Source organism: Sorangium sp. So ce406 (genome assembly GCF_051474675.1).
GTDB lineage: Bacteria > Myxococcota_A > Polyangia > Polyangiales > Polyangiaceae > Sorangium > Sorangium cellulosum_G.
Genome location: NZ_CP150340.1, coordinates 5,428,215 through 5,439,898 on the forward strand (window position 1 = coordinate 5,428,215; position 11,684 = coordinate 5,439,898).

Annotated in this window: 9 protein-coding genes; 5 read left to right on the forward strand and 4 right to left on the reverse strand. The window is 72.7% G+C overall.

The window, feature by feature from the left end; genetic code table 11:
- The first annotated feature begins 187 nt into the window (after positions 1 to 187).
- From dhbC to WME96_RS19985, 5 genes are all read left to right on the forward strand, one after another.
- Positions 188 to 1,447: an isochorismate synthase DhbC gene (gene dhbC / locus WME96_RS19965; protein ID WP_437291682.1), complete on the forward strand. Its 1,260-nt coding sequence runs from the start codon at positions 188 to 190 to the stop codon at positions 1,445 to 1,447.
- Positions 1,444 to 3,117, forward strand: coding sequence for a (2,3-dihydroxybenzoyl)adenylate synthase (locus WME96_RS19970; RefSeq protein ID WP_437291683.1), 1,674 nt, complete (start codon positions 1,444 to 1,446; stop codon positions 3,115 to 3,117). Before dhbC ends, WME96_RS19970 begins: the two co-directional genes overlap by 4 nt.
- A gap of 84 nt (positions 3,118 to 3,201) precedes the next feature.
- Positions 3,202 to 4,188, forward strand: a complete 987-nt coding sequence (locus tag WME96_RS19975; RefSeq protein ID WP_437291684.1) for an isochorismatase family protein — start codon at positions 3,202 to 3,204, stop codon at positions 4,186 to 4,188.
- Positions 4,189 to 4,225: 37 nt separating this feature from the next.
- Entirely contained in the window at positions 4,226 to 5,071 is an 846-nt protein-coding gene (locus WME96_RS19980; RefSeq protein WP_437291685.1) for a siderophore-interacting protein, read from the forward strand.
- 14 nt (positions 5,072 to 5,085) lie between these two features.
- Positions 5,086 to 5,862, forward strand: a complete 777-nt coding sequence (locus WME96_RS19985; RefSeq protein ID WP_437291686.1) for a 2,3-dihydro-2,3-dihydroxybenzoate dehydrogenase — start codon at positions 5,086 to 5,088, stop codon at positions 5,860 to 5,862.
- A gap of 76 nt (positions 5,863 to 5,938) precedes the next feature.
- Here the strand turns inward: WME96_RS19985 and WME96_RS19990 are convergent, their stop codons facing one another.
- The 4 genes from WME96_RS19990 to WME96_RS20005 all read right to left on the reverse strand — a co-directional run bounded on the left by WME96_RS19990 (position 5,939) and on the right by WME96_RS20005 (position 11,187).
- Positions 5,939 to 6,835: a PepSY domain-containing protein gene (locus WME96_RS19990; protein ID WP_437291687.1), complete on the reverse strand. Its 897-nt coding sequence runs from the start codon at positions 6,833 to 6,835 to the stop codon at positions 5,939 to 5,941.
- A gap of 98 nt (positions 6,836 to 6,933) precedes the next feature.
- The gene (locus WME96_RS19995; protein WP_437291688.1) at positions 6,934 to 8,235 is read right to left on the reverse strand and encodes a hypothetical protein; all 1,302 of its coding nucleotides are present in this window, start codon (positions 8,233 to 8,235) and stop codon (positions 6,934 to 6,936) included.
- A 49-nt stretch (positions 8,236 to 8,284) separates the two neighbouring features.
- Positions 8,285 to 10,954: a TonB-dependent siderophore myxochelin receptor MxcH gene (gene mxcH / locus WME96_RS20000; protein WP_437291689.1), complete on the reverse strand. Its 2,670-nt coding sequence runs from the start codon at positions 10,952 to 10,954 to the stop codon at positions 8,285 to 8,287.
- A 20-nt stretch (positions 10,955 to 10,974) separates the two neighbouring features.
- Positions 10,975 to 11,187: a hypothetical protein gene (locus WME96_RS20005; protein ID WP_437291690.1), complete on the reverse strand. Its 213-nt coding sequence runs from the start codon at positions 11,185 to 11,187 to the stop codon at positions 10,975 to 10,977.
- Positions 11,188 to 11,684: the final 497 nt, after the last annotated feature.

Sequence of the window (11,684 nt, forward strand, 5' to 3'; positions counted from 1 at the left end):
GCGCGACGGCAGACCGTCACGTCGAGCGCGCGGCGGCCGACGCGCCGAGCGCGCGGGCCGCGGGCGGCCTGGCGCGCCCCCGCGCTAGCTCCGGAGACACCGCCGCTGCCGCGCGGCGACGGCCCGGGGCGCTGGCCCGAGCGCCGCGCCGCCACCACCGATTCCACACCTCGCAAGGAGTGTTTCGATGACTTCTTCCATTTCGATTTCGATGCAGGACACCGCCGCCCTGCCCGCGCAGAGCGCCGGGCAGCTCTTGAAGCAATACACCGCTGAATCGGCGTTCTTCTTCTCGTCGCCGACACGCACCCTCCTCGCGCAGGGCGCGCACGACATGATCCTCGAGCCCAACGACGGCGACCGCCTGCCCGACCGCGTCGCGCGGATGCTCTCGACGCACGGGAGAGCGGGCCAGGGGCTCCCCGTGGTGGTCGGCGCGGTGCCGTTCAACAGCACGTCGCCAGCGCACCTGATCGTGCCGAGGTCGGTGCAGGTCGCCGGCCCGCTGAACCCCGCCATGGACGCCCTCCGGCGAGAGCCGCCCGCCGCGATCCACGAGCTGCGCAGGATCCCGGAGCCGCGCGAGTACGTGCGCGCCGTCGAGACGGCGGTGGGCCTGATGCGGTCCGAGGCGCTGAGCAAGGTGGTGCTCTCCAGGATGCTGGAGATGATGCTGCGAGAGCCGGTCGATCTCCGCCACGTCCTCCAGCGCCTCTCGCAGCAGAACCGGAGCGGCTACACCTTCGCCGCGAGCCTCTCCGATCCTGCCGCCGGGGCGTCCGGCCTCGATCGCGGCGCCGCCGGCGCGCGGCAGCGGACGCTGATCGGCGCCAGTCCGGAGCTGCTCCTGTCGCGCTCCGGATTCAGGGTCATCGCCAATCCGCTGGCCGGCTCCGCGATCCGCAGCCCGGACCCGGACGAGGACCGCCGGCGGGCGATCGCCCTGCTCGCGTCCGAGAAGGACCGGCACGAGCACGCGATCGTCGTCGACGCGGTAGCCGCCGCGCTCCGGCCGTTCTGCCGGCGCCTGAGCGTCCCCGAGGAGCCGTCGCTCACGCAGACAGCGAACCTGTGGCACCTGTCGAGCCGGATCACCGGGGAGCTCCGCGATCTCTCGATCTCCTCGATGAAGCTGGCCACCGCGCTCCACCCGACGCCCGCTGTGTGCGGATACCCCACCGAGCGCGCCCGCGCGGCGATCGAGGCGATCGAGCCTTTCGATCGGGGCTTCTTCACCGGGCTCGTGGGCTGGTGCGACGCCACCGGCGACGGCGAGTGGGCGGTCGCCATCCGCTGCGCCGATATCACCGGTCGCTCGCTCCGCCTGTACGCCGGCGCCGGGATCGTCATCGGCTCCGACGGCGATCGCGAGCTCGCCGAGACCTCCGCCAAGCTCGGCACCATGCTGACCGCGCTCGGCCTCGATCGGGCGCCGGAGATCGCATGAGGCCCGTCGAGGATGCGCTGGACGTGGAGCGCGCGCAGGAGCGCCGGCGGGCGCTGGACGGCTTCACTCCATGGCCGCCCGAGATGGCCGCTCTCTACCGTCGCGCCGGCTACTGGCGCGGGGAGACGTTCGGGGAGCTGCTCCGCGACCGCGCCGCGCGGCACCCCGACCGGATCGCGCTCGTCGGCGACGGTCGCCGGCTGAGCTACGGTGAGCTCGACCGGCGCGCCGATCGCCTCGCCGCGGGCCTCTTCCGCCTGGGGATCCAGCCCGGGGACCGCGTCGTCGTCCAGCTCCCGAACATCGCGGAGTTCTTCGAGGTGTGCTTCGCGCTGTTCCGGCTCGGCGCGCTCCCCGTGCTGGCGCTGCCCGCCCACCGGCGCTCCGAGATCGGCTATTTCTGCGAGCACACCGGGGCTGTCGCCTACATCATCGCGGACCGGGACGGCGGGTTCGACCACCGCGAGCTCGCCAGGCAGGTCCAGCGCGAGGCCACGACCCTGAAGCACGTGATCGTCGCCGGCGATCCGGGCGAGTTCACGGCGCTCTCCAGCCTGTATATCGACCCGGTCGAGCTCCCGCGCCCCGCCGCGGGCGACGTCGCCTTCTTTCAGCTCTCCGGCGGGAGCACCGGCGTGCCCAAGCTGATCCCGCGGACGCACGACGACTACCTCTACAGCGTGCGGGCCAGCGCGGAGATCTGCGCGCTCGACGCCGGGAGCGTGTACCTGGCCGTCCTCCCGGTCGCGCACAACTTCACCCTCAGCTCGCCCGGGAGCCTCGGCGCCCTGTACGCCGGCGGCCGCGTGGTGCTCAGCCGCCGCCCCAGCCCGGACGAGGCGTTCGCCTGGATCGAGCGGGAGAAGGTCACGATCACCGCCCTCGTGCCGCCCCTCGCGTCGCTGTGGCTGGAGTCGGCCCGGACGGCGCGACACGACATGTCGAGCCTGAAGGTGCTCCAGGTGGGCGGCGCCAGGCTCTCCGCCGAGGTCGCGCGTCGCGTGCGGCCCGCGCTGGGCTGCGCCCTTCAGCAGGTGTTCGGGATGGCCGAGGGGCTGGTCAACTACACCCGCCTCGACGATCCGGACGACATCACCCTCGAGACGCAGGGCCGGCCCATCTCACCCCACGACGAGATCCGGGTCGTGGACGACGAGGATCGCGACGTCGAGCTCGGGCAGGTCGGCCACCTGCTCACGCGAGGCCCGTACACGATCCGCGGGTATTACCGGGCCGACGCGCACAACGCGAGGGCGTTCACGCGCGACGGCTTCTACCGCACCGGCGATGTCGTGCGCCGGACGCCAGCCGGCTACCTGATCGTGGAGGGCCGCGCCAAGGACCAGATCAACCGCGGGGGCGAGAAGATCGCGGCCGAGGAGGTGGAGAACCACGTCCTCGCCCACCCGGCGGTGCGCGACGCGGCGCTCGTCTCCATGCCGGACGCGCTGCTCGGCGAGCGATCGTGCGCGTTCCTCGTGCCCCGCGGGCAGCCGCCGGCCGCGCGGGAGATCAGCGCCTTCCTGCGCGAGCGCGGCGTCGCGCAGTACAAGGTGCCCGATCGCATCGAGTGGCTCGACGCCCTGCCCACGACGAGCGTCGGCAAGGTCGACAAGAAGGCGCTCCGGCGGTGGATCGCCGCGCGGCTCGATCAGGGCGCGCGCACCTGAACCGCGGCGCGGGCGGAGGCGGCGGCGCGCTGCCGGCCGGCCAGCCGACACGAGATGTTGTGACAACGTGAGAGAGGAACCACCATGGGCATCCCCAGAATCCAGACCTATCCCATGCCACGCGCCGACGAGATCCCGCAGAGCCGGGTGTCGTGGCGCCCGGATCCGAGGCGCGCAGTCCTCCTGATCCACGACATGCAGCAGTATTTCCTCGGCTATTACGACACCAGGGCGTCGCCGGTCGTCGAGCTGCTCTCCAACACGCGCCTCGTCCGGGAGCGCTGCGCGGCGAGCGGGATCCCGGTCGTGTACACGCAGCAGCCCGGCGAGCAGACGGACGCGCAGCGCGGCCTGCTGCTGGACCTCTGGGGGCCCGGGCTCACGCGGCAGCCGGACAAGCAAGGAATCGTGAGCGAGCTCTCGCCGCGAGGCGGCGATACAGTCCTCACCAAGTGGCGTTACAGCGCCTTCCAGCGCACCGAGCTGCTGGAGCTCATGCGCCGGTGGGGCCGCGATCAGCTCATCGTGTGCGGGGTCTACGCGCACATCGGGTGCCTCTTGACCGCGTGCGAGGCGTTCATGAACGACATCCAGCCGTTCTTCGTCACCGACGCGACCGCGGATTTCTCCCGGGAGCAGCACGAGATGGCCATCGCCTACGTGGCCCAGCGGTGCGGCGTCGCGCTCCCGACCAGCGAGGTGGTGGCCGCGCTCGCGCCCCGCGACAGAGCGGGTGTCCCGGCCCGCGACGTGGCGGCGCCGCCCGGGTGGGCGCTCGACAGGGCGCCTGGCCTCGATCGCCTGCGCGCCGACGTCGCCGAGATCCTGGAGCAGCCCGTCTCCATGGTCTCCGAACACGAGAGCTTCCTCGATCTCGGGCTCGACTCGATCCGCATCATGACCCTCGTCGAGCGGTGGCGCGAGGCAGGGATCGAGGTCGCCTTCGTCGAGCTCGCCGAGCGCCCGACGCTGGCCGAGTGGTGGGAGCTCCTGTCGACCCGGCTCTCGCGCGACGCCGGCCGCGCGCAGCGGCCGCGCGCGGAGGCGGCCAGCCAGGAGGCCGCGGGCTGACAGCCCACGTCATCAACGAGGCACATCTCAGGTCACCATGAGTCGAACCGAAACATCCCCTGCGAAGACGGTGGCGCGCACGCCGCCGCGCCTCCTCGAGGTGCTGCGCGCGGCCGCGATCTCCCCGCGCATGCGGCGGATCACGCTGGGCGGCGAGGCGATCGCGGGGTTCCCCGCGCGGAGCGACGGCGCGCACATCAAGGTGTTCTTCCCGCGCGGCGACCAGGCAGCGCCGGAGCTGCCCACGCTGGGCCCCGAGGGGCCCGTGTGGCCGCCGATGCCCCGCCGGCCGATCACGCGGACCTACTCGGTGCGCAGGTACGACGCGCAGGCCGGAGAGCTGGACGTGGACTTCGTGCTGCACGGAGACGACGGCCCCGCGTCGCGGTGGGCCCGCCACGCCAGGCCCGGCGACCGGCTCGGCATCGCCGGGCCTGGCGGCCCCGATCCGATGCTCGGCCCCGCCGACTGGCACCTCCTCGCGGGCGATCTCTCCGCGCTGCCGGCCATCGCCGCGCTGCTCGAGACCCTGCCGGCGACGGCGCGCGGTCACGCCCTCGTGGCCGTCCCCGACGCGGCGGAGATACAGCACCTCGCGCGCCCGCCGCACGTCGCGCTGACATGGGTCATCCTGGATGGATCGCACGCCCCGAGCCCCCGGCTGGAGCAGGCCGTCCGCTCCCTGACATGGCCTGAAGGGCGCGTCTTCGCCTGGGTCGCTGGCGAGTCGTCGTCCGTCCTCGCGATCCGCGATCACCTGCTCGACGAGCGCGGCCTCGCGCGCGAGGCGATGTACGCGATTCCCTACTGGAAGGCGAGCCTGTCCGAGGAGGCGTACCACGCAGAGCGGCACCGGGTCATGGACGGGCTCGACAGGGCATGACGAGGAGCGAACCGATGGAGTTCAAGCACAGGACCGCGCTCGTGACGGGCGCCGCCCAGGGGATCGGAGAGGCCGTCGCGCGCGCGCTCGCGGCGCGCGGCGCGGCCGTGGCGGCGCTGGACGCGAACGAGGAGCGCCTCGGCGCCGTGGTCGCCGATCTGAAGGCGAGCGACCGCCGCGCCGCGGCCTACGCGGTGGACGTCGCCGACGCCGAGGCCGTGGAGCGCGTCGTCGACAGGGTCGAGCGAGAGCTCGGCCCGATCGAGCTGCTGGTCAACGTGGCCGGCGTCCTGCACGTGAGCCCCGCCCTCTCGCTGACCGACGAGGCGTGGGAGCGCACCTTCGCGGTCAACACGCGGGGGGTGTTCAACGTGGGGCGTGCGGTGGCGCGCCGCATGGTGCCGCGCCGATCCGGGTCGATCGTGACGGTCGGGTCCAACGCGGCGCGGACGCCGCGAATGCACATGTCGGCGTACGCGGCCTCGAAGGCGGCCGCGGCCCAGTGGACGAAGTGCCTCGGTCTGGAGCTCGCGCAGCACGACATCCGGTGCAACGTGGTGTCCCCGGGCTCGACGGACACGCCGATGCAGCGCGCGCTCTGGTCGGAAGACCGCGGCGCGCAGGCGGTCATCGCCGGCTCCCCCGCGGCGTTCAAGCTGGGGATCCCGCTGAACCGGATCGCCTCGACGGACGACGTCGCCGCGGCGGTGCTGTTCCTGCTCTCGGATCTGGCGCGGCACATCACGATGCACGATCTCTGCGTCGACGGCGGCGCGACGCTGGGGGCCTGATCCGGCCGCCCGCGCCCGCGATCGCCTCCCGCGGGCGCGGGCGCGCCGCGCTCAGGTCCCCAGCCTCGCGCCGCGCTCAGGGCCCGTCCTTGTCGACATTCCCGAACAGGACATCCGACGCCGTGCCGCTCATCACCACGGCGGAGAGCGCGAGCGCCGCCGCGACAGCGGCCGCGCCGATGACGCGCGTCGGCTTCATCTGCCACCACATCACGAGGCCGCTGAGCGCCCACACCGCCAGGGTGAGGCCGGTGATGTCCGCGAACAGCGCCCAGACCCAGGTCATTCCGCCGTGCACGGGGAAGTGGTGCGTTTTGTGAAGCGTTTCGAGCACTTCCACGAGACGGGGGCGCCCCGGACCGCCGTCGAGCCGCCCGTCGAGCCGCCCCGTGCCGAGGTTGTACGTGACGTTCCAGGCGCGGTCCTCGGCGTCGCGCATGCGGAAGCGCAGCTCGGGGGCGACCTTCGGGTGGGCGCGCAAGGGCCCCTGGGCCTCGACGCCCATCCTGGGCAGGAGCTCTTTCATCTGCTCCTGCACCGCCGCCATCCGGTGATCGGGCAGGTCGATCGCGGCGCCGGCGAACGGGGGCGCCGGGGCCTCCGGCTCAGGAGCGTGGCTGGAGACCGTCGCGCTGCCGTCGTCGAGGCGCAGGATCACCACCTGACGCCCCCCGTCGCCGCGCGGCGCCGCGAGCAGCGGCCAGCCGGAGAACGATCCCGAGGTGTCCTCGTCGAGCGTGTAGGGCGCGGGCGACCCCGCGTTGAGCTGCGCGACGACCCGGCGCGCCAGCGCGTCCGGGTCCCACGGCTGGAACCCGGTGAGCGCCGACACCTGCTCCCCGGAGAGGTATCGACGGTCGATGTCGCGCCCGATCTCCGGGTGGTTGAACAGCATGCCGCTGATCCCGAACATCAGTATCCAGGGGAACAGCAGCAGGCCGAGGTACATGTGCACGCGCCGCACGATCTTCATGAGGGCGCCGTACCGCGGCCGCGGCCGGGGTCCCCGCGGCGCGCGGGGCCCGGGCGCGGCGTCGTCCCTCATCGCGTCTTCACGTTCGGGCGCGCGCGTCATCGCAGCTTCACGGCGGAGAACGCCAGCCCAGGGGCGGTCAGGGCCGCGGCCCGAGGACCGTCCTCCCCGAGCTCATGGAGCGTCGTGGACTCCTGGCCGTCGAACGCGAGCAGGAAGGCGCGGTCGCCGAGCGCGACGCTCAGGATGCTGCCGCCGCTCGGCTCGGCGTCGAGCACCGTCGCCTCCAGGGTATCTCCGAGCGTCACGCTGGCCCACCTCCACGCCGCCGCGCTCGCCAGCACCCGCGGGTGGGTGTCCGCCGCGATCTCGAAGGCGCTCTCGTCGAGCACGCGCAGGAACGCCTTCCCGTCGGGGCCGCCGAAGAGCGAGCCGGCGGTGTCGCCGTCGAACAGCGCGCCGAGCTCGACGTGGAAATCGGGGTCGAACTGCCGCGTCTCGGGGTCGAAGCGCAGCATGCACGGGGCGGCAGCGTTGTCGGGGTTGAGCCGGTGCACGGCCGCGCCGTACGCCTCGGTGGCCACGTAGATCATGCCGTCAGGGCCCTCGACGCCGTCGCGCACGTAACCGCAGCGCTCGTCGGTGACGACGGTCGCCTCGTCGGTCGCGCTGTCCACGACGACGACCGCGGCCAGGCTCGGGACCTCCGGGCCTACCCGCCAGCCGCCGAAGGTGATCACGTCGCCGCCGAGGCGCAGCGGCGGCGCGGAGGAGTACGTAAGGGTGGCGTCCGGGATCACGAGCGACTCGAGCGGGATGTCGCCCGTCACCGCCATCTCCTCGGGATTCCAGACCACCACCTGCGCGGTGGGACCGTCGAAGAAGTACGCCTTCGTCTCCGAGACGAAGTGGAACTGGCTGCCATACTCGCCGATCTTCGCGAGGCCCTTGCCCTGGAAGCTGACGGTATCCCCTTCTTCGAGGCTGCCGTCCTGCTGGAGGTCGTAGCGGGTCACGGTCGCTGCGGCGTCGCTCGCCACGAACACCGCGCCGCCGCCGTCCGGCCCGACCCCGAGGGCGCGCCCCAGCACCTCGACGCCGTCGTCCAGCGACAGCGGCTGATCGCTGTCGAGGGTGTCCGTCACGAGGATGTAGCTCTGGGTGTCGCCGCCGTCCGGCCCGAACACCTGGACCGTGAGGGCGTACATCGGTCCCGCGATGGGCGCTCCGCCGGTGCCGCTGGTGGCTCCTCCGGTGCCTTCACCGCCGGCGCCCCCCGCGCCGCCGCCGCTCGTGGCGCCGCTTCCTGTGGCGTCGCTCGTGTCGTCCCCGCAGGCGGCGATGCAAGGGAGGAGCAGCGTCAAGAGGAGCGCATTCGCGTAGCGCGCACGAAGTAACATCGAGGGATCTCCTTGTGTCGGGTTGTACTGAGTTCGCACGAGCTCCGGCTCACAGGCTCAAGGCGAGCTTGGCGTAGGCCGCTCGCCCCGGGCGCTGGATGCCGAAGAAGCTGAAGGCCTTCTCGTCGGTGACGTTCTGCACCTCGACGGTCGAGCTCACCGTCGATCCGCCGCGCTCGACGAGGTAGGTGAGCGCGAGCGTGTGCACGAGCTGCGACGGGATCTCGGCCTTGGAGCCGCCGGCGCCGCGGTCCTCCCGGCCGACGAAGAAGGCGTGTACGTAATCGCTGTACCAGGTCAGGGACAGCGCATCGCGCCGCGCCGCGATCTCGGGCCACTGCGCGCGCGCGGCGACCCCGCCGAACAGGTACGGCTGGTTCTGGATGCGAACGCCGGTCGAGCCGTCCCGGAAGTCCTGCCAGGTCACGTGACCGTCGAGCGAGAGCCAGTCGCCCGGGGAGGTCCACCCGGCGGTCGACTCGACGCCGACGGACCGCGCCGACAGCGTGTTGCCGTACTCCGAGTAGCCGAGGTGCCTTCGCAGCGTGATCAGGTCGTCGGTGAAGCGACCGAAGCCGTTGGCGCTGAACCGGAGCTGTCCCGCGCCGGTCTCCGCGCGATCGAGGGTCACGCCGAGGTTGACGTTGTGGCTCACCTCCGGCTCCAGGTGGAGGTTCCAGAGGATGAGCCCGCCGTCGCCGAACAGCTCCTCGGGCGTCGGCAGGCGGGTGGCGTACTCGTACGAGGCCTTGGCGTAGAGCGCGTCGGTGAACCGGAATCGCAGGCTGTCCCCTGCCCCGACCCGGTGCATCGACCGGTCGACGTCGCCGAGCAGGCCGCTGGGCAGGTGCTCCCGGGTGCGGATTCCCTGCAAGTACAGCTTGGCGAAGGCGATGTTCGCGAGCCGGCCCTCGAGCGGCCTCGCCTCGTACTCGACGCCAGCGACGCCGCTCCACAGGTCGCGCTCCGCGGTCAGCGGGTCCTTCTCGGGCTCGGCGACGACGAGGTTCCTCCCGGTGCGCGTCACGCGGCTCGGCGAGAGCCCGAAGCGCAGGAGGTGCTCTGTCGCGGGGTTCCAGGCGACGTTAACGCGGGCGAACGCTGTGTGCTGGTGGACGCGCTGATCGTTCGCCCCGCCCTCGAACTCCCCGCGGTACGGGCGCTCGACGCAGCGGCCGGACCAGTCGTAGGTGCACGTGGCCACGTTGAGGAAGCTCGTGCGCACGTACGAGTACCCCGCGAGGGCGTCGAGCCGCGCCTTCCCGGAGAACGGCTGCGCATACCGCAGGAGCGCGCCTCCAGAATGCCTGCCGAACACCGCCTCTCCGAACGGCGGCGACTTCACCCTGCGGTCGAGCATGTCGACGAGCAGGCCGTGCTGCACCTCCTTGTCGTGCGCGGTGAAGAAGGCGCGCAGGAGCAGGCGGTCGGCCCACGGCCGCCGGACGACCCCCATCTCGGCCGAGCCGCCGGCCGCGAGGTAGCCGTCGTGGAACCTCCGGGCGCGCGAGGGCGACAGGCGCCCGCTCTCCGGGTCGAGCGCCATGACGTCGATCGGATAGTCGTTTCGCGCGCGATCGAGGAAGCCGCTCGCGCGGGCGAAGAGGCCGCTCGGCGCGTGCGCGTGGCGCGCGCCGAGCGTCAGCCGGTACGTGCCGAAGGAGCCGGCCTGGTAGGACGCCGATGCGGCCGTGCCGCGGGTGCCCTGATCGGTCACCAGGTTCACCGCGCCGCCGAGCGCGTCCGAGCCGAAGCGCAGCGGCACGACCCCGCGGTAGATCTCGACGCGCTCGACGAGGTTGACCGGCACATTGGCGACCCCGAACCCGTGGCCGGCGAGGTCGAGCGGCACGCCGTCGAGGAAGAAGCGGATCCGGTCTTCGCCGAGGCCGTTCAGCGAGAAGCGCGCCTCCGAGCCGAGCCCGCCGAGGCGGCGCACGCCCACGCCCTCGGCGCGCGCCAGCACCGCGCCGAGATCCGCCGCCTGCCGCCTGGCCTCGACGGTCTCGATCACCTGGACCGCCTGCGCGGAGGTCCGGAGCCGCTCGGCCTCGGAGGTCCCCCGCACGCTCACCTCGAGCGCGGGGCGAGCTGCCCCGGAGGCGCCCGCGACCGGCGCGGCCCCGGCATCCGCGACCGACGCGGCCCCGGCATCCGCGACCGGCGCGGCCCCGGCATCGGCGACCGGCGCGGCCCCGGCGACGGCCGCGGGCGACTGCCCTGCCGGCGGCGTCGCCTCGGCCGCCGCCGCGACGGGCGGCGCGGGCAGCCGGAAGTCGTACCGGTACAGGATGCGCGACGCGACGCTCCTGTCGCCGCGCCGGGCGGGCGTGAAGCGAAACCGCAGCGCCGCTTCCTGCGCGGCCTCGTCGAATCCGCGGCCTGCTGGCGTCGCGACCTCCGCGCTGGTGACGCGCCCCTCGGCGTCGATCGTCAGCCGCAGCACGACGCTCCCCTCCTCGCCGGCCGCGCGCGCCGCCTCCGGATACGCCGCCTCGGCGGCGTCGATGAGCTCCGGTGGGTGCACCTCGAGCGCGGCGGCGTCGCCCGGCGCGCGGGCCCCCGGCCCGGCCTCTGGCGCCGCGCCCTGCTCGCGCTCTCCCGCAGGGGCCTTGTCGCTCGCCCGCGCGTCCTGCGCGGAGGCCGCGCGGACACCGCACAGGACGAGGACCAGGATCCCGGCGAGCGCGCCGCCGCGCGAGGGGGGTAGTCGAAACATCGAGTCTCACCGGGCCGGGATCAGCCGGTCGCGTCCTCGGCTGCTGCGGAGATCGGGATGACGACGACACGCTTGCAGCGCCGGCACTTCAGCTCGATGCCGCCGGCCACGTGCCGCGCGAGCAGGCTGCCGCAGTCGCAGCGCATGGCGTCGCGGTCGGCGTGCCCGGCGACGCCGCAGTGGTCGCATCCACCGCCGGACGGAGCCGTTCTCTTCGACGTCAGGTCGTTCATCGCTGACCCTTCTTGTTAATGAAAGTTACTTTCAATTTCAGACCAGGCACCTACCACGATTCATTGAACTACGTCAACAAGAAAAATCTCACGACCGGAAGCGCCCGCCGACGACTGCGGTCCGGGGCGACGAGCGTCGATCCGGCGCCGAGATCCGCGATTGCGCGCTCGATCGGCGCGCTGGCATCGCGCCTCGCCCGCGCGGGCGTCGGCAGGGGCGCGATACCCTCCGCCCCATGGCCACGACCGAATTTCCTTGACAGCCAGCTCACGGCACAATAGTGAAATTGAAAGTAGCTTTCATTTTCATGGACTGAAGGCTGCGTTCGGCCCGTCATCCGGCGCGCTCGCGCCGGGTTCGTGTCCGGGACTGCTTCCGGCTGACCTCCGGCGGCCCCTGCCCTGGTGATCTCGGGGCCCGGGCTGCTGCTGGTCGTCGGCGCGCTCGTCTCGCGCTCATCGAGCGGGGTCACCGGCCCTGTTCGCGCGCGGTGATC

Bases quoted from the DNA above. Each gene is read 5' to 3' on its own strand.
- WME96_RS19970 (WP_437291683.1), top strand. From the start codon at position 1,444: ATGAGGCCCGTCGAGGATGCGCTGGACGTGGAGCGCGCGCAGGAGCGC.
- WME96_RS20005 (WP_437291690.1), bottom strand. From the start codon at position 11,187: ATGAACGACCTGACGTCGAAGAGAACGGCTCCGTCCGGCGGTGGATGC.
- WME96_RS19985 (WP_437291686.1), top strand. From the start codon at position 5,086: ATGGAGTTCAAGCACAGGACCGCGCTCGTGACGGGCGCCGCCCAGGGG.
- WME96_RS19980 (WP_437291685.1), top strand. From the start codon at position 4,226: ATGAGTCGAACCGAAACATCCCCTGCGAAGACGGTGGCGCGCACGCCG.
- WME96_RS19995 (WP_437291688.1), bottom strand. From the start codon at position 8,235: ATGTTACTTCGTGCGCGCTACGCGAATGCGCTCCTCTTGACGCTGCTC.
- dhbC (WP_437291682.1), top strand. From the start codon at position 188: ATGACTTCTTCCATTTCGATTTCGATGCAGGACACCGCCGCCCTGCCC.
- WME96_RS19990 (WP_437291687.1), bottom strand. From the start codon at position 6,835: ATGAAGATCGTGCGGCGCGTGCACATGTACCTCGGCCTGCTGCTGTTC.
- WME96_RS19975 (WP_437291684.1), top strand. From the start codon at position 3,202: ATGGGCATCCCCAGAATCCAGACCTATCCCATGCCACGCGCCGACGAG.
- mxcH (WP_437291689.1), bottom strand. From the start codon at position 10,954: ATGTTTCGACTACCCCCCTCGCGCGGCGGCGCGCTCGCCGGGATCCTG.